This window comes from Gillisia sp. Hel_I_29, from assembly GCF_000744275.1.
GTDB lineage: Bacteria > Bacteroidota > Bacteroidia > Flavobacteriales > Flavobacteriaceae > Gillisia.
Window position 1 is genome coordinate 21,327 of sequence record NZ_JQLP01000001.1, and the last position, 25,621, is coordinate 46,947.

The 25,621-nt window shown below is 35.5% G+C and carries 22 protein-coding genes and 1 pseudogene; 7 read left to right on the forward strand and 16 right to left on the reverse strand.

Annotated features, from left to right (window positions below; all coding sequences use genetic code 11):
- Window positions 1-42: 42 nt before the first annotated feature.
- The 14 genes and pseudogenes from P163_RS00060 to xrtF form a co-directional block, all read right to left on the reverse strand.
- A complete protein-coding gene (locus P163_RS00060; protein ID WP_034886647.1) occupies window positions 43-495 on the reverse strand; it encodes a heme-binding domain-containing protein in 453 nt (150 codons plus the stop codon).
- Between the two features lie 147 nt (window positions 496-642).
- The gene (locus P163_RS00065; RefSeq protein WP_034886650.1) at window positions 643-963 is read right to left on the reverse strand and encodes a four-helix bundle copper-binding protein; all 321 of its coding nucleotides are present in this window, start codon (window positions 961-963) and stop codon (window positions 643-645) included.
- Between the two features lie 101 nt (window positions 964-1,064).
- Entirely contained in the window at window positions 1,065-1,652 is a 588-nt protein-coding gene (locus P163_RS00070) for a DUF3347 domain-containing protein (protein ID WP_051931007.1), read from the reverse strand.
- A 217-nt stretch (window positions 1,653-1,869) separates the two neighbouring features.
- A complete protein-coding gene (locus tag P163_RS00075; RefSeq protein WP_034886653.1) occupies window positions 1,870-2,439 on the reverse strand; it encodes a hypothetical protein in 570 nt (189 codons plus the stop codon).
- 22 nt (window positions 2,440-2,461) lie between these two features.
- Window positions 2,462-4,846, reverse strand: coding sequence for a multicopper oxidase domain-containing protein (locus P163_RS00080; RefSeq protein ID WP_034886654.1), 2,385 nt, complete (start codon window positions 4,844-4,846; stop codon window positions 2,462-2,464).
- 75 nt (window positions 4,847-4,921) lie between these two features.
- Window positions 4,922-5,416 carry a DUF305 domain-containing protein gene (locus P163_RS00085; RefSeq protein ID WP_034886657.1) on the reverse strand — a complete coding sequence of 165 codons (495 nt, stop codon included), beginning with the start codon at window positions 5,414-5,416 and terminating at the stop codon, window positions 4,922-4,924.
- A gap of 33 nt (window positions 5,417-5,449) precedes the next feature.
- A complete protein-coding gene (locus tag P163_RS17690) occupies window positions 5,450-5,998 on the reverse strand; it encodes a DUF3347 domain-containing protein (protein WP_051931008.1) in 549 nt (182 codons plus the stop codon).
- A 74-nt stretch (window positions 5,999-6,072) separates the two neighbouring features.
- Window positions 6,073-6,642 carry a helix-turn-helix domain-containing protein gene (locus P163_RS00095; RefSeq protein WP_034886659.1) on the reverse strand — a complete coding sequence of 190 codons (570 nt, stop codon included), beginning with the start codon at window positions 6,640-6,642 and terminating at the stop codon, window positions 6,073-6,075.
- Window positions 6,643-6,671: 29 nt separating this feature from the next.
- On the reverse strand, window positions 6,672-8,387 hold the full coding sequence (locus P163_RS00100) for an efflux RND transporter periplasmic adaptor subunit (protein ID WP_034886663.1): 1,716 nt from the start codon (window positions 8,385-8,387) through the stop codon (window positions 6,672-6,674).
- Window positions 8,388-8,395: 8 nt separating this feature from the next.
- Window positions 8,396-9,688, reverse strand: coding sequence for a TolC family protein (locus tag P163_RS00105; protein WP_051931010.1), 1,293 nt, complete (start codon window positions 9,686-9,688; stop codon window positions 8,396-8,398).
- A gap of 19 nt (window positions 9,689-9,707) precedes the next feature.
- Window positions 9,708-13,562: an efflux RND transporter permease subunit gene (locus tag P163_RS00110; RefSeq protein WP_034886669.1), complete on the reverse strand. Its 3,855-nt coding sequence runs from the start codon at window positions 13,560-13,562 to the stop codon at window positions 9,708-9,710.
- Window positions 13,563-13,689: 127 nt separating this feature from the next.
- A pseudogene (locus P163_RS00115) lies at window positions 13,690-14,104 on the reverse strand (HYC_CC_PP family protein).
- Between the two features lie 69 nt (window positions 14,105-14,173).
- Window positions 14,174-14,641: an exosortase F system-associated membrane protein gene (locus P163_RS00120; protein WP_034886674.1), complete on the reverse strand. Its 468-nt coding sequence runs from the start codon at window positions 14,639-14,641 to the stop codon at window positions 14,174-14,176.
- The gene (gene xrtF / locus P163_RS00125) at window positions 14,638-15,138 is read right to left on the reverse strand and encodes an exosortase family protein XrtF (protein WP_316930057.1); all 501 of its coding nucleotides are present in this window, start codon (window positions 15,136-15,138) and stop codon (window positions 14,638-14,640) included. Before xrtF ends, P163_RS00120 begins: the two co-directional genes overlap by 4 nt.
- A 131-nt stretch (window positions 15,139-15,269) precedes the next feature.
- Here xrtF and P163_RS00130 point away from each other — a divergent pair, with 131 nt between their 5' ends.
- Window positions 15,270-15,725, forward strand: a complete 456-nt coding sequence (locus tag P163_RS00130; protein ID WP_034886680.1) for a GAF domain-containing protein — start codon at window positions 15,270-15,272, stop codon at window positions 15,723-15,725.
- 35 nt (window positions 15,726-15,760) lie between these two features.
- Here the strand turns inward: P163_RS00130 and P163_RS00135 are convergent, their stop codons facing one another.
- Window positions 15,761-17,101, reverse strand: coding sequence for a serine hydrolase domain-containing protein (locus P163_RS00135; protein ID WP_034886681.1), 1,341 nt, complete (start codon window positions 17,099-17,101; stop codon window positions 15,761-15,763).
- 17 nt (window positions 17,102-17,118) lie between these two features.
- On the reverse strand, window positions 17,119-18,372 hold the full coding sequence (locus P163_RS00140; RefSeq protein ID WP_034886683.1) for an ABC transporter permease: 1,254 nt from the start codon (window positions 18,370-18,372) through the stop codon (window positions 17,119-17,121).
- A 142-nt stretch (window positions 18,373-18,514) separates the two neighbouring features.
- Here P163_RS00140 and purH point away from each other — a divergent pair, with 142 nt between their 5' ends.
- The 6 genes from purH to rodA are packed head-to-tail and all read left to right on the forward strand — an operon-like array spanning window position 18,515 to window position 25,558.
- The gene (purH, locus tag P163_RS00145) at window positions 18,515-20,041 is read left to right on the forward strand and encodes a bifunctional phosphoribosylaminoimidazolecarboxamide formyltransferase/IMP cyclohydrolase (RefSeq protein ID WP_034886686.1); all 1,527 of its coding nucleotides are present in this window, start codon (window positions 18,515-18,517) and stop codon (window positions 20,039-20,041) included.
- 40 nt (window positions 20,042-20,081) lie between these two features.
- Window positions 20,082-21,110, forward strand: a complete 1,029-nt coding sequence (locus P163_RS00150) for a rod shape-determining protein (protein ID WP_034886689.1) — start codon at window positions 20,082-20,084, stop codon at window positions 21,108-21,110.
- Window positions 21,111-21,122: 12 nt separating this feature from the next.
- Window positions 21,123-21,944 carry a rod shape-determining protein MreC gene (gene mreC, locus P163_RS00155; RefSeq protein WP_034886692.1) on the forward strand — a complete coding sequence of 274 codons (822 nt, stop codon included), beginning with the start codon at window positions 21,123-21,125 and terminating at the stop codon, window positions 21,942-21,944.
- Window positions 21,937-22,443: a hypothetical protein gene (locus tag P163_RS00160; RefSeq protein WP_034886694.1), complete on the forward strand. Its 507-nt coding sequence runs from the start codon at window positions 21,937-21,939 to the stop codon at window positions 22,441-22,443. The genes mreC and P163_RS00160 overlap by 8 nt, the downstream gene beginning before the upstream one ends.
- Complete coding sequence (gene mrdA / locus P163_RS00165) at window positions 22,440-24,308, forward strand: penicillin-binding protein 2 (RefSeq protein ID WP_034886697.1); 1,869 nt, start codon at window positions 22,440-22,442, stop codon at window positions 24,306-24,308. The genes P163_RS00160 and mrdA overlap by 4 nt, the downstream gene beginning before the upstream one ends.
- The gene (gene rodA, locus P163_RS00170) at window positions 24,308-25,558 is read left to right on the forward strand and encodes a rod shape-determining protein RodA (RefSeq protein WP_034886699.1); all 1,251 of its coding nucleotides are present in this window, start codon (window positions 24,308-24,310) and stop codon (window positions 25,556-25,558) included. The genes mrdA and rodA overlap by 1 nt, the downstream gene beginning before the upstream one ends.
- Window positions 25,559-25,621 lie beyond the last annotated feature (63 nt).

The window sequence follows — 25,621 nt, forward strand, 5'->3', positions numbered from 1 at the left end:
AGCATTTTAGGCCAGAACTATTAAAGGAAAATGTCTTAAAATTTAAAGAGTACTATTCAATTTATTAGCCCAATCTATAACCAACTTTTTATCGGCATCTGAAAGTTTAGCATCTTGATGAATTAAAGTATAAGAGCTTAAAGGCATTTCACCGCCTTTAACTTCATCTGTTACTTCATCAAGTTTCTTCTTCTGCCTCTTTGTAGAATAGGAAGCAAATTCAGTGAAATTGAAGTGCTTTTTCCCATCTTCCACATGATTGTCTAGATACATTGCAACAGGTTGAATTTTATTGTACCAAGGATACTGTGTATTATTGCTATGGCAATCATAACAGGATGTTTGCAGCACGTTATTCACATTTTCGGGAACATTATAAACCGTAGCAAAATCTGTTGTAGGATCTACTTCTTCTTGATTTAAATTTGATGGTATAAATTGAATTGCTATCAATGCAATTAGCATTACCCAGCCTACTATTTTAAGTATTTTCATGCTTTTAATTTTAATAAATTTATTACAAAATCTTTAGAATCTTCCTTTTAAAGCTTTAAATATGAGAAATCATTCTTTGTAAAATCTTAAGATGTAAAAAACCCGGGGTTTCCGGGTTTTTTATCTTTTCAACTAACTAATAAAAATTTAAGCTAAAAAAGCTTCGCATGCACTAACGCATTCTTTACAAGCTTTCGCACAATCTTTACAATGTTGCGCTTCATGCTTCCCACACTCGTCTGCGCATGCCTGACAAACCTTCTTGCAGTACTCCACAAGATCATTTACATCTTTATAATTGATGGCTAATAACTGATTCAAAGTTGAACAAACCTCAGCACAAACTTTATCTGTTCTTATACAATTTATCATCATCTTCACATTGTCTTCATCTAAACAAGCATCTGCACAATAGTTACAATGATTAATACAATTTCCTAAAGCATGAATTAACTTCTCATTTTTCATAATAATTGGTTTTGGTTATACCCAAAGTTACTCAATGCTATTGCTAAAGACTTTTAATGTTATGGTAAATTAATGTGAATGTAAATTACAATTATAATATATTAATTCACCGTTTCTTCCACTCTTCCACAATTCAACATTTTCGCTCCAAAATATGGATTCTTGATCTCTTTGGAATTTGCGTACCAGTAATCTCCTTTTCCTTCAAAAGCCATTGGGCAGTATAATTTATAAACTTCTCCGCTAGCCAATGCTCCATCTAAAAGTCCTCCCATTTTAGAAGTTAATTCTGAAAAAGCTTCTCTTTGAACATTGATATCATCTGAATTTGCAATTTCCTTTGTAGGAGCTAGTAAAGTTTTTGACGCTTCATTTTGAGCTAAGTTTGTGATCATTCTTTTAGCTTCATCTTTAGCATCCTGAGGATTATCTGAAGCTAAGGCCGCTTGAATTTTAGTATACTGCTGATACGCAGCTGCTGTTTGATCATCATTAAATTTAGCCGAAGATTCCATCATAGCTGAATCATTAGAATCATCTTCCATCATATTACCATGATCCATATGGTCTTCAGAATTCATCTCATGATTTGCATCTTCTTCATTATTCTTATTGTCTTTACACGAAGCAAACAAAAGACTTCCTCCTAATAAGATCAACATCGCTACATTTCTTACTCTATTTTTCATAATATTTCTATTTTTAATTAAACTTCTTACTCTTTAATTTTATTACTTTTCTAATGGTTGGAGATGATATAAACCAAAAAACCAAACCACTTAAAACGGTATTAATCCTAACAAAGAAAAGGCTCTCAGCAAAAAGATATTGAAACAGAAAATTTGCTAATCCATCTCAGAAAACAATTACCAACAAAATTAGATTTTTAAATTATTAATTTGTTAATTATTGTTTTTTCTTGTTATCCGCTTTTTGTTGTTTTTCCATTTCCGCTTGATGGGCACTCATTTTCGCTCTCATTTTATCCATCATAGCCGGGTTTTCGTGTAAGAATTGGATCATTTCATCCATCATCATTTCCGCCTTTTCCGGATTCGCTTTCATTTCAGCATGCATATTTTGCATCATAGTTTCTTTCATAGCTGGATCTTCCATCATTTTAGCCTTCATTTTATTCATCATCATCATTTGCATTTCCGGGTCGCTCTCCATTTTATTCTGCACCATTTTCTTCATTTTTGTCTGCATCTCTGGGTTAGCTTTCATAATTTCCATCACTTTCCCACTTTCCATCATTTGCATATGGTCTTTCAGTAACCAAGAATCTGCCTCCTTGCTATTATGAACAACATTCATAAATTCCATGAATTTTGCTTGGTCGTTTACTATTTCTTTGTAAACATCATTTCTAAATTCGTTTTCTACCAAAGCTTCAGAAGCAGTTTGCGTAGTTCCGCAGCTAATTGCTAACATACTCAGCATTGCTAAAATTGATACTCTAAATACATTTTTCATAATATTGATATTTAATTAGTAATTAAATTCTTACTGAAAGTCCTCCACCAACACCAAACCTATTATCATAACTACCCATAACAGTAAAGTTCTTAGATAAGAAGTATTGAGCTCCAACGGTTAATGTCTCTTCCTTTTTATAATTTGAACCTGCGGGAAGATCATCTACCCACCCAAAATCTGCCTGATATTCATATTCTCCAAATACAGATAATCTAGGAAAGATCATGATCTCTCTCCCAAGACTAATTTGAGGTCTCAGTTTGTTATCTATTCTTACATCCAGATCAAACATATATGGCGTAAAATATCGTATCCCGGCAATGGCAGTGGTATTTAATTGGTCTAAACTTTTATCGTTCTCATTTTCTAAGTTCACTCCTCCAAAAACTCGCAACCAATCATATAAATAATATTCATAGCTAAATTCTGCTTCCATATTCTTATTCCATCCATATTCTGCTCTCATATTAAACTGATTTCGAATATTGGAAGCGGTAAGATTTAAGCTCGTCATGTGAGAAGCAGCATCTACCTTACCCCAAGTGTAAAATTGATTGGTTTCAGCAATAAGATTAGATTCTGGATATCCTTTCATTCTTGGATCTCGAGGAGTATCATAACTCACAATTCTGGCCATTCCACCCATCATATGATATAAAATATGACAGTGAAAGAACCAATCTCCATACTCATTCCCATAAAATTCTATGGTAGTTTGTTGCATTGGAGGCACATTCACCGTGTGCTTTAAAGGCGAATATTCTCCATTCTTATTGATAACTCTAAAAAAGTGACCATGAAGGTGCATTGGGTGATGCATCATGGTAAGATTATTAAAAGTGATTCTAGTCACTTCTCCTTGCTTTATCTTGATCTTGTCAGCTTCTGCTAGCGGAACCCCATTTAAACTCCAAACATAGCGCTGCATGTTTCCTGTTAGGTTCAATAAGATATCATTAACCGGAAGATCTTTAGAATATGTTGTTTTCTCCGGACTTTTTAAATAATCGTAATTATATTCTGAAAACATATCCATTCCCGGCGTATCCATACCTTTCTTAGAATCCATTTTCATGGCTGATTGATCCATTTTAGAATTTCCCATTTTCATGGTATCTTTCATCATTTCCATTTTCTTGGCTAAATGATCCATCTTGGAGTGGTCCATTTTCATGGTATCTTTCTTCATTTCCATTCCGGAATGATCCATCTTCATGGCATCATGGTCCATGTCCATTTTCATAGTTGAAGCATCCATATGCATTCCATATTGTTGCTTCATTTCAAAACGTTCATCTTTTCCGGGTCTGAATTTAAGTGCAGGAGCGCCCATAGTCATATCCATTTTGGCCATTTTCTGCATCATAGCAATCTTATCTGGTCGCGCTATTTTTTCAGCTTCTAAAACTTTCCCATTTCCTAAAAAAGCAGAAGCAGTTCCAGAACCATCCTGTGCCATGATCCTGAATTCTAATTTCCCATCTTCAGGAATAGTCACTATAAAATCATAAGTTTCTGCAACTCCAATAAAGGTTTTATTTTTCTCAACCGGCACTACATCTTTTCCATCTGCCGAAACCAACGTAGGAGTTTCTCCTCCAAAGGTCATCCAAAAAGAAGTAGATGCGGCACCGTCTATAATTCTTAATCGTACTCTATCTCCGGGTTCCAAGTCTGGATAATCCACTTCCTGTTTACCATTTATTAGAAATGCGGGATAATAAATATCTGCAATATCTGCCCCTTCCATTCGCTGTTTCCAAAAATTGAGTTGAGCTCCGAGAGCACCTCTTTCAATAACTTTATTTAAAGGAGTAGCAGTACCTTTTTTAATACTGTACCATTCGCTTCCACGTTTTAAAGTTCGTTGTACATCTTTAGGTTTTTCATTGGTCCAATCAGACAACAATAACACCAAATCTTTATCATACTTAAGTGTTTCTTCCTTCGGCTGAATTACTATCGAACCATAAACCCCGCTTTGCTCTTGCAACATCGTATGGGAATGATACCAATAAGTACCAGATTGCTTGATGGCAAATTCATACCGCATAGTTTCTCCAGGCTTAATTGGAGGAGTACTTACGTAGGGCACCCCGTCATAGAAGTTAGGTAAGAGCATTCCATGCCAGTGAACAGAAGTTTCTACGCTCATATTGTTCGTAACCAAAATAACAGCATATTCCCCTTCCTGAAAGTTTAAGGTAGGACCGGGAATTTTCCCATTTACAGTCATTCCCATTACCTCTTCACCTGCTTTATTAACCATTTCTTCTTTAAGTTCAAGTTTGTATTCATGAACCGGAAGATCATCAACATTTCCTTCTACAGACTGTTCTCTTTGGGCAAATCCAGATAAACTGGACACCAGTAATAAGGTCAGTAAATAATAGTTATTAAACATTTTTTTATTTTTAAATCGATCTTTAAAACTGACCCGTTTTTCGGTATACTTATTAGCTATAGGATGAATCAAATATTATTTATTCTCGTGCTCCAATCTATAAAGCATTTTTTTCATCTGTGCGATCTCTTTTTCTTGAGCTTCTATAATTCCTTTTGCCAGCTTTTTCACCTCAGGATCTTTAATATCTGCTCTTTTACTGGTAAGAATTGCAATAGAGTGGTGAGGGATCATCGCTTTCATCCAAAGCACATCTCCAATTATAGGACTTTGCGCTCTCACTAAGCCTAAAGCTCCAAGAAAAAGTACCAAACTACCTATGTAAATGGCAATATTTTTCTTCTTATTCTTATACATATTTAGCATAAAAGATAGCATTATAACCGCCATGGCTGCTATTCCTAAACAACTCATATAGAAACGAGTTAAGCTAAAATATACATGGTCAAATTCATACGTATTTAAGTACATAGTGATATACATTGCAACAAATGACAACCCAAGCATCATAAAGAACTTGGCATAATTGTTACCCTTCATGTTATGTTGATTATTTTCTGATGATTCCATATTTTTTTGATTTTTTGGTTGGTTGAGGTTTTATTATTTTTTAATGGTCTTGCTCACAGCTCCACAGTTTGGCATTTTTTCACCAAAATATGGATTGGATACTTCCTCTACAGCGGCATACCAATATGCTCCTTGGTTATTAAAAGCCATCGGGCAGAACTTTTGATAAATGGTACCTGCAGAAAGCGCATCTTCAAACATAGGCCCTGCTTTTTCTGTAAATTGAGCGAAAAGATTGCGTTGCACTTCAATATCATCCGTATCCGCCATTTTCTGAGCGATCTCTTCCATAGCTGCTCTTTCTGCTGAAAAAGATTTAGCCATTTCTCTGGCAACATCTTTTACAGTTCCTGCATCATCATTAGCCAAAGCCATTTTTATCTCTAGATAATTCTGCCATACCTTGCTGGTCATTCCATCTACAAAGGCCTGATCTGCAACATCTGGTAGATTCCTTTCATTCTGCTTCACCTCTTCTGGTGTATTGATCTCTACCGTTTGATTTTCCTTGACATCTTTACAGGAAATAAAAGAAACCACAGCTAAGATGATCATGGTGAACTTTAAAAAAGTAGTTTTCATTGTGATTGATTTTTGGTTGAATTGCTAAATTATAGGAAGTTACGACCTTATATTGTTACTATTACAGATAATATTTATAGGATTTGGTCTAAAGAAATCCTAAAATTTTTATTCAAATCTTTATATGCACTCATACTCAATCCCGTTTCATTTTTAAACTGACGAGATAAATAGTTCATGTTGCTGTAATCAAGGTGCTGACTTATCTCTGTAAAATTTAATTCTTTGGCCTGAATCAATTCTTTTGCTTTTTCAATTTTCAACTTGATAAAATATTTCTCGATAGTAAGTTTTTCTGTAGAAGAGAACATCTTGCTTATTTTGGAGTAATCTGAATTTAGTTTTGATGCCAACAATCCTGATAATTTCCCGTCTAGATTAAGCGGAAGATCTTCCAACAATTTTATCAATTCCAATTTCACTTTTTCAACTAAAATAAATTCGGCGTTTGTGATGAGCATAAATCCGTTTTCTGAAAGCACCTTCTCCATAATAACTTGAGTTGCCACCTCATCTTCTGTCTCCACAGATACGCTTCCTAAAAGCACTTCTTTCACGGCTATTCCCTCGTTTATAAGTTCATCCCTCACCACCTTGATGCACCTATCGCAAACCATGTTTTTTATAAAGTAATTTTTTATCATTTTAATCAATGGTTAAGATTATAACTGCATTATTCAAGAGTTCCTATAGTTTTAGTCACTTCACCACATCCAAGCATAGCGTTGCCATAATAAGGATTAAGAACTTCGCTAGAAAGACTAATCCAGTCTGCACCTCTATTATTATCGGCCATGGGGCAATGCAATACAAAAAGTGGAGTTGACACTTGTAATTTACTTACCAGCATGATCACCTCTGAAGAAAGTTCATCAAACCCGCCTCGTATCTCTTTCAGATCTCTTGCTTCTGAAAGTTCTTTTGTTCTATTAATAAGTTGAATATTGACCATTTTCCAAACCTTCTCTGCTTCTCCTTTTAATCCGATAGTATTGATTTCTTCAACCTTCGTTTTTATCGCAGTGATTTCTTTTTTTGAAAGCTGAAGATTATCTGCAACCAAGGCATCTTTCAATTTTAAATATTCTGAAAGCAATGCTTCTATTTTAGTTTTTTCATCATCGCTCAAACTTATCTTAGCACCCGACTTTTTTTCTCCAAATGAAGGATTCATCATACTAGGTCTTCCTGAAAGTTGCACCGCCGCATCTACCGTAAATGTTCCGTTAGACACAATTTCTTCACCGGTTTCAAGTCCAGCTTGTACTATATAAGAATCTCCTAAGGCAGGCCCTAAAGTGATTTGTCTCAACGTAAATCCATCTTCTTCTTTTACATAAACCACAGATCGTTCTCCCGTCCATAATACCGCAGTTTTTGGAACTACGATCTCTTCGGAATCTTTTACACCAACAGAATTCTTTACAGTTCCTGAAACAAACATTTCAGGCTTTAGCTTCCCATCTTTATTACTTACCTCAACTCTTGCGGTAGCAACTCGGGTTTGAGAATTTATAAGCGGATCTATAAAGGTGATCTTCCCTTTAAACGTTTCCCCAGGAATAGAATTCACCGCATATTCAATTTCACTGCCTTCTTTTACCCAATTCAATTCACTTTCATAAAGGTCAAAGAGCACCCAGACTTTAGACAGATCTGAAATCTCATAAATAGGCATTCCGCGTTCTACATAATCTCCAAGTTCTACCTTTTTCTCTGTTACAATTCCATTTACATCAGCACTTATAGGAAACCTTTGAATCGCTTTTCCAGTAGAAAGAATACGCTCGATTTGAGAATTTCCTATTTTCCAATTTCTCAACTTTTCTTTAGCAGCTTCAAACAATTCCGGCTGACTTTCTTTGATACTTGCCGCCTGCAATAATTCTTCTTGTGCTGTTACTAATTGAGGCGAATAGATAGTAGCTAACGTTTGACCTCTACTCACTTTTTCTCCTGTAAAATTGAGCGCTAGACTTTCAATTCTTCCCGGAATATGAGTAGATTGAGAATAGGCGTTTCTCTCATCCACCTGCACCTTCCCGTTCAATCTAATTTCTTTTTCGGCATTATCTTTTCCAACTATCATTGTAGTAACATTAGCAAGTTTCATTGCATTTTCACTCATCTGATAGGCTTCAGGTCCTTCATTTCCGGCATTAGAATTCAGCGGAATTAGGTCCATTCCACAAATTGGGCAAGCTCCAGGCTCGCTCCTTCTAATTTGAGGATGCATAGAACATGTCCAAACAACTTCTTCAGAATTTTCATGATCATGTTGCGAAAGTTCATTATCATTTTTTGCTGAATCTGGTTTTATCAACCAACCTATCAATGCTCCCACCAATAAATTGGCAATTACAATTCCTATTATCTTTTTAGTTTCCATTCTTCTTATTATTTAGTGGAAGAAATATTTACATCTGACTGGTTCGCCAGTAAATAATCTAATTTTGCGCTGGCTATAAAACCATCTTTTAAAGCTTCTACTTGCTGAGTTTCTAACCCCAGTATATCTTGATTCATTTGCAACACTTCTTCAAAATCTGTAATTGCATTGCTAAAACCGGAGATCAGTAATTTATTCGCCTGATCTGAACTTTTCAACTGACGATCATAAAGCGAAATGAGTTTTTTAGCCTTTTTCACTTCATATAATGTCATCTCATACATAGTTTGCAATTCATTTTTTTGAGCTTCCTTTTGATGCACGACACTTTCGCTCATAAGTGCTGCTTCCTTCTTCGCCGCCCTATATTTCTTCTGAAAAATTGGAAGACTTATAGAAAGCATTGGCATAATAGCATCTTGCCCGTTCATCTCAGGATTGGCATCAGTTCTTTTAGAAATAATCGAGTAATCTACTCCTAGACCAATCATAGGTAGCGCATTTTTTCCGGCAACCACTTCTTGCATCTTATAAGCTTCTTCTTGTTTATCTAAACCTACAAGCATTGGATTAGAAGCGAAAAGCTCTTCTTTTACTCCTAAAAGTTCCGGAATCTCAAATCTTAAAGTGTCTTCAGTTTCAACAGGAGTTTCAGAATATTGAGATAACAATAAATTCAATTTGGTTTGCATAGGTTCAATAAGTTCCTGTAGCAACTCGATCTCCGTTATAGCTCCTTCCCTTTTAATATCAACTTTTACGATGTTAGACATAGGAGCATTTCCACTTTTAAATCGACTTAAAGACAACTCTCTATAAGAATCTAAGATTTCTAAATTCTCTTGTTTTAACTGAATGGTCTTTTGAATGGCGTAGATCTCTGCATATACCGATTTTACTTCAAAAAACACCTGATTCCGAACATCTAAGTATTGCTGAAATTTAGCTTCCGCCATTAAATTCGCTGCATCTCTTTTAGCATCTAAAGTTCCAAACCAAGGGAACATTTGCATCAAAGAAAATTTAGCTTCCTGAGCACCAACTCGGGTTTCTATCATCTTTCCAAAAGCGCTCATAGTTAAGGTTGGATCTGGTAGACTTGCCACTTGAGGCGCTTGTTGCATTGCTGCTTCAAATTGGGCGTAGGATGCTTTTACCTTCGGATTATTTTCTGCAGCTATTTGTAGATATTGCTCTAAGGTTTGTGAGTATCCCCCCATCCCCCAAAGGGGTAGCAAAAGAATTAGAAATTTTATTCCTGAAAATTGCTGTTGAAAATATTCTAATAACGATTTTTTCATAGTCTATTTCTTTTTAATTCTATGATTTCAAATTAGGATAAGATTCTCCTCCTTCGGAGGAGTTAGAGGAGGACTTTATTACAGATTCTCTCCAGTAAGCTTGTAATACCGGCACTACAAAAATGGTCATGATCTGAATGATCATTCCTCCAACAATTGGAATTGCCATTGGCACCATGATATCTGCTCCTTTTCCTGTAGAAGTTAGCACAGGAAACAAGGCGATGATCGTCACCGCTGTAGTCATCATTGCGGGGCGAACCCTTTTTAATCCGGCTTCCATTACTGCCTCTCTTACTTCTTTTACTGTTTTCGGATTTTTACGCTCGAAGACCTGATGTATATAAGTCCCCATCAATACTCCATCGTCTGTTGCAATTCCGAAAAGCGCAATAAATCCAACCCATACCGCAACACTTAAGTTAATGGTATGCATTTGGAAAAGATCTCGCATATTCATTCCGGAAATGGCAAAGTCCATAAACCATGTTTGCCCATAAAGCCAGATCATGATAAATCCACCGGCAAAGGCCACAAATACTCCAGAAAAATGTATGGTAGAAGCGATTACGGTTTTAAACTGAAAGTATAACAGCAAGAAAATTATAACCAAACTTATTGGGATGACTATCGCCAACCTCTTCACCGCACGCACCTGATTTTCATAATTTCCAGAGAATTTATAGCTCACTCCTGCAGGAACCACAAGCTCTCCAGAATCTATTTTCTGCTGAATAAGCGCTTGAGCATCGTTAACGACATTCACCTCAGCAAAATCATCCTTTTTATCAAACAGTACATATCCAACCAAAAAGGTGTCTTCACTCTTAATCATTTGTGGACCTCTGGTGTAATTAAGATCTGCAAGCTCCCCTAACGGAATTTGTGCTCCAGTGCTTGTTGGTACCAAAATTTTCTTGATACTTTCAGGGTCATCTCTAAGTTCTCTTGGATATCTAACTCTTACAGGAAAACGCTCTCTTCCTTCTACGGTGCTGGTAATTTCCATACCACCGACAGCCGTTTCCAAAGTTTGCTGAACATCTTCTATACTCAAACCATATCGGGCAATTGCATTTCTATCTATTTTGATCTCGAGATAAGGTTTCCCAACAATTCTATCGGCAAAAACAGCTTCTTTCTTAACCGAAGGCACTTCTTTTAATAGCGCTTCCAACTTAAATCCAAATTCCTGTATGGTTTGAAGGTCCGGCCCATAAACTTTAATTCCCATGGGTGCTCGCATTCCAGTTTGCAACATTACCAACCTTGTTTCTATAGGCTGTAATTTTGGTGCTGAGGTAACTCCCGGAAGATTGGTGCGTTTTACAATTTCATCCCAAATATCGTCTGGAGATTGGATCTGCACTCTCCAGTTTCTGAAATATTCCCCATCCTCATCTTCAATAAGATCTTGCTTTCTAATTCTTGCTGAAATTGCTGCTTCATTAGATAATGAATCTTTTGTCTTGGTGATAAATCTGTCTTTATCATCAACCTTAAATTTCATCATCTCTCCATCTTCAGATAGTATATATTCCGGTTTGTAGTTAATAATGTTCTCGAACATAGAAATTGGCGCAGGATCTAAGGCACTTTCTATTCGCCCCATTTTTCCCACTGCCATTTCAATTTCAGGAATATCTGCAACCGCTATATCTAATCTTTGTAAGGTGTTTTTTGAAGCTTCTATCCCTGCATGTGGCATGGCTGTGGGCATTAATAAAAAACTACCTTCATTTAGAGATGGCATAAATTCTTTCCCAACTCCGGGAAAAGTGTTGCTCATTCCTGTCCAAGCTGAAGTGGTTCTTACATTCCAGCCTATTTTATTAAATCCGTCGGCAGCAAATCCAAATATCTTCGGAAAGCCTAACCATATCAGTATTCCGAAGAAAATTGTAAGTATTGGAACCAATAGAAACTTGCCTTTATTCAGCAAACACCAATTCAAAATAGATTGATAGAATTTTACAATTCCCATTAACACTGTAAGTGTAAAAGCCAGTAAAACAATTACAAACAGATAATTCTCAAATTGTGAGTTCTGAAAACCTAATGGCATCCATTCCTGAGTTAAAAAGAAAAGAGTAACTGCAAGAATTATGATGATTGTGATGAGGTTGGAATACCTACCTAAAAATTGAGGGTTTTTATATTCTACAAGTTTTATAATTCCAATTACTACTAAAGCTAATGGCAACCAGAAACTGAAGTATATCGCTAAGAAAAGACCGATAACAATCAATGCAATATTCCATATTCTAGCAACTTTATCTCTATGAATTCGCAAATTGAAAACAAAATAAGAGAGCATTGGCAAGACAAAAATTCCGATAAGAAATGCTGCTCCTAAGGCAAATGTTTTGGTGAAAGCCAGAGGTCTAAAAAGTTTCCCTTCGGCATGCTCCATAAAGAAAACCGGAATAAAACTTACAATAGTAGTTGCGAGTGCAGTAGTTACCGCAGGAGCAACTTCAACAGTTGCATTCTTGATAAGCTTTAGTAATCTTTCACCTTTTGCATCTTTATTTTCCGGCATCTCCAAATACCTGATGGTATTCTCCACAAACACGATCCCGACGTCTACCATGACTCCAATAGCAATAGCAATTCCTGAAAGCGCAACTACGTTAGCATCTACGCCAAAATATCGCATGGCGATAAATGTAATAAGTACCGCAACCGGCAATAAACTAGAAATTAAAATAGAGGCACGAAGATTTAGCACCAGCACAATGATCACGATGATACTGATTAGAATTTCATGAGAAAGTGCTTTTTCCAGCGTTCCAACAGTTTCATTTATAAGTTCTGTTCTATCGTAGAAAGGAACAATGGTAAGTTTACTTATAGTTCCATCTGCCAAAGTTTTTTGAGGCAAACCTGCAGAGATCTCTTTAATTTTTTCCTTAGTATTCTTGATAACCTGAAGCGGATTAGAACCATAACGCGCCACCACGACTCCTCCAACAACTTCTGCTCCACCTTTATCTAAAACTCCACGTCTCTGTTCCGGGCCAAGATGAACCACACCCAGATCTCTTATAAGAATTGGTTTATTATCTACCTGAGAAACTACGGTATTCTCTATATCTTCAACAGATTTTATATATCCTAATCCGCGTACTAAATATTCAACTTTATTGATCTCAAGCGTTTTGGCTCCAATATCTCTATTGGAATTCTTTACCGCCATCATTACCTGATCTAATCCAATATTGTAAGCCTTTAAGGCATCTGGGTTGACATCTATTTGATATTCCTGAACATAACCTCCTACCGAAGCCACTTCTGAAACTCCCTGAGCAGAACTAAGTCCTAATTTCACGTAATAATCCTGCACCTTTCTCAGTTCGTGAAGATCCCAACCTCCGGTAACCTTTCCTTCTGGATCTCTACCTTCCAGAGTATACCAATATACTTGGCCTAAGGCCGTAGCATCGGGCCCTAAAGTTGGAGAAACAGAGGGCGGTAACAAACCTTGTTGAAGCGAATTTAACTTTTCTAGAACTCGAGAACGAGACCAGTAAAATTCTACATCTTCATTAAAAATGATATAAATGCTGGAAAACCCGAACATCGAGGTACTTCTAATAGATTTTACTCCGGAGATCCCTAATAAAGTAGTGGTTAGCGGATAGGTGATCTGCTCTTCAATATCTTGAGGAGAACGCCCAGGCCATTCTGTAAATACAATTTGTTGGTTCTCTCCAATATCTGGAATAGCATCTACAGGCACAGGATCTTTAGGAAGAAAACCTGTATTCCAATTGAAAGGAGTTGTTACTAAACCCCAACCAATCACAAAGATTAGCAACAATACCGTTACCAACCTGTTATAGAGAAAATACTTAATAAGTTTATTGAACATAAATTCAGAATAAATAATTTTCAGAAAAATATATTTGACTTCAGCTTAAACCGAAATATTTAAGCGCACAAATACTTTAAGAGCTGCTACTATGACAGAAGCATCTCATAACTAGAAAATTATTTAATCAAATAAGGAATACCTGATCCAAAATTTGGATGTCGGCCACCAGCAAGGGCGGGGAGTAATCTTTAAAAGAAGTTACCTCACTTGGCAGTCCTTCAAATAAGGTAAGGTAAGAATAGGTAAATGTAGAAAGAAATATTTGTTGACCGAACTCTAAAGAATCAAAAGAGATCTTCAATTCGTTTTGACCGGCAACTTCTACTTTGTTATTATGGCAGCAATCTGCTGCTAAAAGATCTGCGTCGTGGTTAGAAGAAGATTTCATCTCCATTCCACAAGATTCGGCACGAGAGAAAACTGCAGTATCTACTAAGAAATCGCCACAATAATGCTGATCTACCGTAAAAAGAGAAGGTAGAGAACAGCACCAAAAAGGCCATTACTAAAGAAATAATATTGCTTACTGCGTTCTTCATTAATTACAAAAATAAGGATTATTTTCTATAATCAACTCAAACCAAATTTTCTAAATGATTCTTTAGTCTTCAGGCATTCACAATTGAAGATATTCTTTTCTTCTTTCTTCTGCTTTTAAGTCGCTGATAATAGAAAGCCGGAAGTAAAATTAAAAGGAAAATTGGATGGATCAAGAATCTACGCACATAGAAAAGCCCCATGTAATTCCCATTATGGAAATTTAGAAGCTCATATATAAATGCACCTATGCCTAAAATAAATAATATCAGAAATAAGAATAGTGAAAACTTCACGATGCTCTTTTCAAAAAATGCGACATAAAGAATCCCTAAAGAAATAAGGGTATTCAACCAAAATCTCATACTTAAATTAATAAGTAAGCGTGGAAGTTCAAATTGCGGTTCTCCATTATGAAGGTATGCTAACTCGTAGAAATCTATTAAAGGATCATAAAAAAGAGATTCTTCATAAAATTTTATAAGCACCAACAATCCTGTCAACAAGCTTATTCCTATAAATCGATATCTCATTTTCATAAATTCTGATATTTAGAGAATAATCTGGCCCATAATACCCAAAGAATAAAAACGGTCCCATAAATAATTAACGGAAAAATTACACTGTGTAAGAAATCCGAATTTTCTGGAAACTCATATAATCCTGCTGCTAACACCGCAATTCTTGCAATATTCATGACAGAGATACATAAACAACCAAAAACAATATATAGTAGGGTAATCTTCCACCTTCCGAAGAAAGCCAGAATGAAAGAAGTAAATAAGATCATAACACTTACAGCATTGCAACCTTCTACAATTCTAGCCAGATACACCTCGTTTACAATGAGTTTCATAGAAAGCTCTTTTTGATGCGGTGTAATCATGGCATCATATCCAAAAATGTTAATAAGCCGCTCACTTAGCCTAGCAACATAATGCGTAACAGGGTCTGGATAGTAATAATCTGATTTAAAGTAAACCAGATACAAATGGTATAACATAGAGAGTACTGTGTAGCTACCTAGGTAGATCACAATAAACCTTAAAACCGATTTGTATTTTTTGAATAACTGGAGCAAATTCAGAATCTGATTTTAACAAATTTATACATTTTGAAAAGCCGCTCTGAATAATTTTTAAATACTTTTGCACAAAAATAGTAGCTATGTCATTACAAGAATTAAGACCAAAAGTAGAAAGCATCTTAGATAACGATGTAAATAGTGTAGAAGACAGATTAACTCAAGTCTGCGAGCTCCTAAAAGAGAACGTTTCTTATTACACATGGGTAGGCTTTTATTTTAGAAATGGCGATAAAGAAGAATTAAAATTAAGCTCTTATGCCGGAGAACCTACAGATCATACCATCATTCCATTTGGAAAAGGTATTTGTGGGCAAGTAGCAGTTTCTAACCAGAATTTTGTGGTGCCAGATGTAAAAGCTCAAGACAACTACATTGCTTGCAGCATTCATGTAAAAGCTGAAATAGTAGTACCTCTTTTCTTGAATGGAGAGAATATTGGGCAAATAGATATAGACTCTGATACTCCAGACCCGTTTACAGCTGAAGATGAAGCGTTCTTAGAGTTTGTAAATGAAAAAGTTGCCGATATTCTCTAGCAACTTTTTCTTCTAACTAACAATTAATAAACTTATTATTCTGTAGCAATAACTTCCTTTTCTTTAGTAAGCTCAAAAATACCTCCGCCTTGAGAAAGTATTAATTTACTTTCTGAAGGCTTAAATTCTATTTTCAGTTTCAATAGGTCATTCTTGAAAATGTCTTTATCTACCGCATATAATATGAATGCGGGTTGGTTTGTTCCTTGCACGAGTAAAGAGCCGTCTTCTATAAAAACATCTAATTTTATTGGTAACATTGGGGAAGCATAAGTGCCTTCATAAGATTGAAGATCACTGAGATCTGTTCTATATTCCATTTCAAATACTGGTAGTGAATAATCTTTGTGGAAATATATACTCAGAGGCCCTTTTATCAATTCACTTGAATTCATATCCAAGCCATTCAGAACAAAGGAATACGCAAGCTTTTCTTCCGGAAAATAATATCCTATAGCAGAAAAACCATCAATCCCTCCACTATGTCCAAATCCTTCTTTATCCTCTAAACGGATTCTTGAGATTCCGAGTCCGTATCTATCTTTTAAAGCTATCATTTGTTCTAGAGTTTCAGCCTTCAATACTTTGTTATTGAACAAAGCTGTAAAAAAAGTATTAATTTCTGTAGGTGTAGAAACTAGTCCTCCTGCACCTAACGCATTGCTCATATCAGTTTCTGTTTCAAGCATCCACGCTCTTCTCTTTTTATAGGAAAAAGCTTCATTATTTGCAGAGATTATTTTCCCTCCAAAATAGGTGTTTTTTAAACCCAAAGGCTTTGTTATTCTTTCCTTTAAGACAGTTGCAAAATTTTGCTTTTCTAGATCTTCTATAATAAAAGTTAATAAAGCATAGTTGGTATTAGAATATTGAAACCTACTTCCAGGACTAAAGATGGTACCATTCTTTATAAATAGCTGCAGCATTTCTTCTTTAGATCTTGGAGACTCCATTAATTCTATATAAGAATCCTGACTGGTATAATTAAATAACCCACTATGATGATCCAATAAGAATTCCATAGTAATATTTTGTGCATTTGGAATCTCAGGATAAAAATTATCTAGTGTAGTATTTAAACCTACTTTTCCTTCTTCTACCAGTTTTAGAAACAGGACAGCTGTAAATGTTTTACTTACCGAGCCAATTCTATATCTAGTTAAGTGAGATGCGGGTTCATTCTTGGAGATATCTTCAAAACCTATGGAGTGCTTATAAATTTCTTCTCCATCTTGAAATATAGAAAAACTACCCATCGTTTTATCTTTTAACGAGATCAAAGAAAAGAGGCTGTCTAATCTAGCTGTATTTAGTTCTTGTGCAATTGTAGAAAATCCGATCAATAAAAAACTAACCAGTACAAATAATCTCGTCATATCAAAATATCAAAATGCTACATTCCTGTTCTAATGGCTTCTACCGGATCTAATTTAGATGCTGAGATAGCAGGTATAATTCCTGAAACCAGTCCGATAACAGCAGATACGATGGTCCCCAAGAACATATTCCAAGGAGAAAGTACAAATTCAAACTCTCCGGTGAATTGCGAGGCAACTATAGAAATTATCCATACTAGGAAAAGGCCGATAAGACCTCCAATAACTGCCAATATCACGGCTTCAAATAAAAATTGAGATAAGATGAATCTATTTTTTGCTCCTAGAGATTTTTGGATCCCTATAAGATTAGTTCTTTCTTTTACACTAACAAACATAATATTGGCTATTCCAAAACCTCCCACTAATAAAGAGAAGCCACTAATAATTAAGCCAATAAAATTCATCTGCCCAGTGATGTTATCTATAAAATCTGTAAGCCCTTTTAACTGATTTACAAAGAAATTGCTGATTTCATCTGGTTTTAAGCCGCGATACGTTCGAAGTTTCTGAGTAAGAATGGCCATAAACTCTGCACTATCTGCATCTTCAACAGGTTTGATGATGATCTGTGGAAATGTAGATTTGTTATTATCGCCATAAATTCTTCTGGTTATATTTACTGGAAGAAACACCTGCCCATCTTTAGAATTTCCAAAAAGGCTGGTTCCTTCTTTTTTAAGAACGCCAATTACAGAGAACTTCCTACCATAAAGCCTAATTTCCTTTCCTAAAGGATCTAGATCTCCAAAAAGATTGGTAGCTATTTCATCTCCTAATACAATTACAGGAGAACCACTTACAGATTCAGATTCGTTAAAAAATCTACCTTCTGCAAGTTGTAAGGATTCAATCTCATAATACTCGCTGGTTATAGCACCAAGATCTACAGAGGTAACAGTATTATCTCCATATTTTAAAGTTTCTCTTGGCACATTCATTACAAAACTTGCCGCTTTCATATCTGGCATGCTTCGTTTCAAATATTGATATTCATCATAAGTAACATCTGGAAATTGCTGAGTTTTCCAACGAGGAATATCTGTAGGACCAAAAGAGAATCGCATTAAAATAATGGTGCTATTATCCAAAGAACTCAAACTTCCTTTAATATTTCGCTCTAAAGAATCTACCGCAGCGAGAACCGCAATAATCGAGAAAATCCCAATAGTAACGCCTAGTAGCGATAGAAAGGTTCGCAACTTATTGTTTCGTAATGCATTAATAGCAAAATAAAAACTTTCCTTTAAGACCCTTAGATAAATCAGCATAGTAAAATCAGGTGTTTTGCATCGATTAAAGATAAGACGCCGGCAGAACTTTTTCGTTACATTTTTTTTAAGAAATAAAAGTTTAGATCTCTAAATTTTATAGTGATTTAATTACTTTTGCATCCTTAACAAACACAACACAATGAGCGATTTAAAATTGGCGAAATCAGCCCTAATTTCTGTATTCAGTAAAGAAGGTTTGGCTCCCATTGCACAAAAACTAGATGAGTTAGGCGTTACTATCTATTCTACAGGTGGTACCGAAAAATTTATTAAAGATCTAGGGATCAACGTAATCCCTGTAGAAGATGTTACTTCTTATCCTTCTATTTTAGGAGGAAGAGTTAAAACCTTACATCCAAAGGTTTTTGGCGGAATTTTAAATAGACAGGATCATGATGGAGATGTTGAAGAGATGGCGCAATTTGAGATCCCTCAAATAGATATCGTAATTGTAGATCTATATCCATTTGAAAAAACTGTTGCATCTGGAGCTTCTGAAGAAGATATCATTGAAAAAATAGATATAGGCGGAATTTCACTAATTCGTGCTGCAGCAAAAAATTTTAAAGATGTAACCTGTGTATCTTCAGTTGATGATTATAGCGAATTCTTAGACTTGTTGAATGAAAAGAACGGTGAAACTAACCTAGCAGACCGCAAGAAATTTGCAGGTAAAGCTTTTAAAGTTTCTTCACATTATGATACTGCTATTTTCAGCTTTTTCAATTCCGAAGAAAATGTTTTTAAACAAAGCTTTTTACAAGGTAAAGAACTTAGATATGGCGAAAATCCACATCAAAAAGGTACTTTCTTTGGAGATTTTGATGAGGTTTTCGAACAATTGCACGGTAAAGAATTATCGTATAACAACTTGTTGGATGTAGATGCTGCTGTAAACTTGATGAATGAGTTTAAAAATGACGCTCCAACTTTTGCGATTTTAAAGCACAATAATGCATGCGGACTTGCGCAAAGAGAAACATTGCACCAAGCGTATATGGATGCTTTGGCCGGAGATCCGGTTTCTGCATTTGGCGGTGTTTTAATTAGCAACAAGGAAATAGATAAACCAACTGCAGAAGAAATTCACCAGTTGTTCTGTGAAGTGGTCATTGCACCTTCTTTTTCTACTGAAGCTGAAGAGATTTTAAAAGGAAAGAAAAATAGAATATTATTGATTCTTAAAGATGTAGCTTTACCAGAGAACATGGTTAGAACTTGTTTAAATGGAGTTTTAGTACAAGACAGAGATAATAAAACCGATGCTCTTGAAGATTTAACAACTGCCACCAACAATAAACCAAGTTCTGAAGAGTTAAATGATTTGATATTTGCTTCTAAGATCTGCAAGCACACCAAATCTAATACAATCGTACTAGCAAAAAATAAACAACTATTGGCCAGCGGAACCGGACAAACGTCTAGAGTAGATGCGTTACGCCAGAGCATAGATAAAGCAAATTCCTTTAATTTTGATCTAAAAGGAGCCGTGATGGCCAGTGATGCATTTTTCCCATTTCCAGACTGTGTAGAAATTGCAGGAAATGAAGGAATATCTGCGGTTATTCAGCCGGGAGGATCTATAAAAGATCAATTGAGTGTAGATTATTGCAACGAGAACAACATCTCGATGGTAATGACGGGAACACGCCATTTTAAACATTAATTTCATTACATTTACCTAACCTCAACTTACATAAAATACTATGGGATTTTTTGATTTTCTCATTGAAGAAATAGCAATAGATTTAGGAACAGCAAACACCTTGGTAATACACAACGACAAAGTTGTTGTGGATAGCCCTTCTATTGTAGCCCGTGACAGAACTACGGGAAAGATTATTGCCGTGGGAAAAGAAGCTGCCATGATGCAGGGGAAAACCCATGAAAATATTAAAACAATTCGCCCGCTTAAAGATGGTGTAATTGCAGATTTTGATGCCAGTGAAAAGATGATCAGTATGTTCATTAAAGAAATTCCTGCATTAAAAAAGAAAATGTTCACCCCGGCATTAAGAATGGTTATTTGTATTCCGTCTGGTATAACAGAGGTTGAAATGCGTGCTGTAAAAGAAAGTGCAGAGCGTGTTAACGGTAAAGAAGTGTACTTAATTCACGAACCAATGGCCGCTGCTATTGGTATTGGTGTAGATATTATGCAACCTAAAGGAAATATGATTGTAGATATAGGAGGTGGAACCACCGAGATCGCAGTTATAGCTCTTGGAGGTATTGTATGTGATAAATCTATTAAGATCGCAGGAGATGTATTCACAAACGATATTGTGTATTACATGCGTACGCAACACAACCTATACGTTGGTGAAAGAACTGCTGAAAAAATAAAGATCCAAATTGGTGCTGCTACAGAAGATCTAGAAGTTCCGCCAGAAGAAATGAGCGTTCAAGGACGTGACCTTTTAACTGGAAAACCAAAACAGGTTCAAATTTCTTATAGAGAGATCGCTAAGGCATTAGACAAATCTATTTTAAGAATTGAAGATGCTGTTATGGAAACCCTTTCACAAACTCCACCAGAACTAGCTGCCGATATTTATAACACCGGTATCTATCTTGCAGGTGGTGGTTCTATGTTAAGAGGTCTGGATAAAAGACTTTCATTGAAAACAGATCTTCCTGTTTATATTGCAGAAGATCCACTTAGAGCAGTTGTTAGAGGAACCGGAATATGTTTAAAGAGCCTCGCGAGATATAAGGGAATTTTGATAAAGTAGTAGTAACCACTTATGCAGCAGATTTTTAATTTTCTTATCCGCAATAAGAATAATATTTTATTCCTGTTGCTGCTGGTACTTTCTTTGTTTTTAACAATCCAGTCTCACTCCTATCACAAAAGCAAGTTTATAAGCTCTGCTAATTTTGTTACCGGAGGTATATACGGCTGGGCTAATAGTGTGCAGTCTTATTTTTATCTAGACGAATATAACAAACGTTTGATGGATGAGAATAAACAGCTTCACAATCTACTGGCTGCAACTAAAGATTCTATCACCTTAGAGCAAATTACAGACTCTACCTCTTTCAATAGTGTTTATAAATTTCGAGTTGCCAAGGTGATCAATAACAATTATTCTAAGATTGATAATTACATTACTATTGAAGGCGGAAAAAATTCCGGCTTAAACTCAGAAGATGGAGTTATTACCAGTCAGGGTATTATTGGTATTGTAGATAAGGTAACTAATAACTACGCCCGTGTTATTTCTATTTTGAACAGTAACACCAAGATAAATGCGCAGCTTAATAAATCTGATCATTTTGGATCTTTAATATGGGATGGTCTAGACCCAAATATTATTCAGTTAATAGATGTTCCAAGATTAGCTCCTGTTAAGAAAGGAGATACTATTGTAACCGGTGGTAAATCTCTAATATTCCCACAGGGAATTCCTATTGGGAAGATCTTAGATTTTAAATTAGACAACAACGAAAGCTATTATACTATAAACATACAGTTGTTTAATGATATGACAAACATTGGTTATGTATATGTAATCGAGAACAAAATAAAGGCAGAAATTAAAGAATTGGAATCTGTAGATGACTAATACAATAATCACAAATACGCTAAGATTTATCTTCTTGATATTATTACAGGTCTTACTCCTTAATAATATCAACTTTCTTGGGTATGTGAACCCGTACCTTTATGTTATTTTTCTGATACTCTATCCTTTCAATACACCACAGTTCTTATTTATTATAGTTTCATTCTTTTTAGGACTTACCATAGATACATTTGAAGATAGCGGCGGAATTAACGCAGCAGCCTGTATATTGATTGCTTACATAAGGCCAACTATTTTAAGATTCTCCTTTGGAGTAAGTTATGATTATCAAACTGTAAAACTATCTAACACACCTTATGGTGCCAGGATAGGGTACATTATGATTGTGGTATTTTTACATCATCTAGTACTTTTTACATTAGAAATGTTTGATTTTTCACACAGTTTCTTAATTCTGAAAAAGACGTTCTTCTCAGGAATATTTACTATCCTACTTGTTCTTATTAGCTTAAGTTTGTTTAAACCTAAGAGACGATGAGAAGAATATTACTGTACATTTTAATTGTTACCACAGGATTGATATTTTTTTCGCGTCTATTCTATTTACAGGTGGTAGACACCTCCTTTGCAAGACTTTCGGAAAATAATGCTATTAAGATAGTATATGATTATCCGCAACGCGGATATATCTTTGACAGAAATGGAGAACTTCTAGTATCTAACCAGCCATCTTACGATGTTATGGCGATACCAAGAAACGTAAAAGCTTTTGATACTGCAGAGTTCTGTAAGATATTAAATATTACTCCGGAAGATCTAGTTAAGAAATTAGACAAGGCAAAGATCTACTCACCTAGATTACCTTCTATTATCATTCCACAGCTTACAAAATCTGAATACGCTTACTTTCAAGAGAAGATGCGTAAGTATCAAGGATTCTATATTCAAAAACGTTCACTTAGAGATTATCAAACTCATAATGGATCTAATGTTCTAGGGTATATTACAGAAGTGAATAAAAAGATAATTGATGAAAATCCATATTACATATCTGGTGACCTTATTGGAAAACAAGGGGTAGAAGGATATTACGAAGAATTGCTTCGTGGTATTAAGGGCGTTAAATACATACAGAAGGATCGTTTTAATCGTGATATAGGTGCTTATAAAGATGGGATCTTCGATACAATTCCAAAAAAAGGAAAAGATATCAATATTACAATAGATGGTATTCTACAAGCTTATGGCGAAAAGTTGATGGAAAATAAGCGCGGAGGAATTGTTGCTTTAGAACCAAGAACGGGCGAAATCTTAGCGATGGTTACTGCACCTTCTTATGATCCCGCTTTATTAATGGGGAGAAAAAGATCTGCAAACTTCACAAAACTCTATTATGACACCATTGCAAAGCCTTTATATGATAGAGGTCTACTTGCAGAATACCCACCTGGCTCCCCATTTAAAACTATCAATGCTTTAATTGCACTACAGGAAGATGTAGTTACCACAGAAGATAGATTTTATTGTAATAGAGGATACGCCTATGGGCGTGGTCGTAAATTAGGATGTCATGCACATGCCAGCCCATTATCTATGATTCCTGGAATTGCACAATCTTGTAACGCTTATTTTGCGAATGTTTATAGAAGAATAATAGAAAAATATCCAACCCCACAAGAAGGTATGGATGTTTGGTCTAATCATTTAAAAAGCTTTGGACTTGGAGGTTATCTAGGATCAGATCTTTCTACAGGTAGACCAGGTAAGATCCCAGATGCCAACTATTACAATAAAATTTATGATTATCCAACCTATAAATGGTTTTCTACTGCAACTTTATCTAATGCTATTGGCCAAGGAGAGATCTTAATGACGCCAATACAACTTGCTAATATGACTGCTACCATTTCAAATAAAGGATGGTTTTATACACCTCATATCTTAAAAAAGATAGAAGGGCAGGCTATAGCAGACGAGGCTTTTACAAAAAAACATTATACAACAGTAGACGCTAAGAATTTCGAGCCGGTTATTGAAGGAATGCATCAGGTTTATATGAGTGGTACGGCATCAGCTTTAAGAATTCCAGGAATTGAAATTGCAGGAAAAACTGGTACTGCAGAAAATTTTGCAAAAATTGATGGCAAGAAAACTCAGCTTACAGATCATTCTATATTTATAGCATTTGCTCCAGTAGATAATCCAAAAATTGCAATAGCGGTTTTTGTTGAAAATGGATACTGGGGAGGAAGATATGCTGGTAGAATAGCTAGTTTAATGGTAGAGAAATATCTAAAAGGAACCATCACCAGAACAGATATGGAAGATTGGGTATTAAGCCACAGTCTGGAAGATGAATACGCCAAGCAATATAGCGGTCAACCTTTTTCAATTAATAAGTAATGGCTAAGACCTCCATCAGTTTTGACTGGATAACAATAATTATATATTTACTGCTTATAAGCTTTGGATGGATGAATATCTATTCTGCTTCTCTGGGAAGTACCCCTACCTCTATCTTCGATTTTAGCCAGACGTATGGGAAACAAGCTGTATGGATCGTTTTAAGCCTTGTTCTTATTGTACTGCTCCTCTCTATTGAAGCCAGGTTCTATATGCGATTCTCTAGCGTTATATATATAATCTCTTTAATTTCTATTGCCGGACTTTTTCTCTTTGGTAAAACCATTAACGGAGCAACTTCCTGGTATGTATTTGGTGGTGTTAGTATACAACCTGCAGAATTTGCTAAAGTAGCTACCGCATTAGCCCTAGCAAAATATTTGGGTGATATTCAAACTAACATATATCTCTTTACCAGTCAGGTAAAGGCATTTATGATCATCGCAATTCCAGCGCTAATCATTCTACCTCAACCAGATGCAGGAAGTGCCATGGTGTATGCAGCATTTCTTTTTCCTTTATACCGAGAGGGCTTATCAGGTCTTTACCTAATTCTTGGATTCTCTGCCATAGCGATCTTTGTTTTTACACTAGTATTTGGGCCAATAAACGTAACCCTCGCAGTATTGGCAATATGTGTATTAAGTCTGCTATTAAAGAAAAGATATCGCCCTAAAGTATTACTTCTCCTGGTTATACTTGTAGCTTCTATGGCCTACTCTTTTTCTGTAGATTATATCTTTCAAAATGTATTTGAACAAAGACACAGAGACCGCTTTAATATTGTTCTAGGAAGTGAAGTAGACAACAAAGGAATAGGTTATAACACCAATCAAAGTGAAATTGCAATTGGAAGTGGCGGCTGGGTTGGTAAAGGTTGGACAGAAGGAACACAAACAAAGGGACAATTTGTACCAGAACAACATACAGATTATATCTTTAGTACTGTTGGAGAAGAATGGGGTTTTGTAGGCTCTAGCATTGTAGTAGCTCTATTTATGTTCTTATTGTTGAGACTGATAATGTTGGCGGAGAGACAAAAATCAACTTTTAATAGGGTGTATGGATATTGCGTAACAGGAATTATCTTTTTTCACTTCTTAGTGAATATAAGCATGGTAATAGGTATTTTTCCAACTGTTGGAATTCCATTGCCTTTCTTTAGCTATGGAGGTTCAGGATTATGGAGTTTTACTATTCTACTTTTTATCTTCTTAAAATTAGATTCAGAACGAATGTCGTTCTGGTAAAATGCACAATTTAAACTCTTAAGAACATCTTTCTACTAAAAGAATAACTGCTGCAACTAGCAG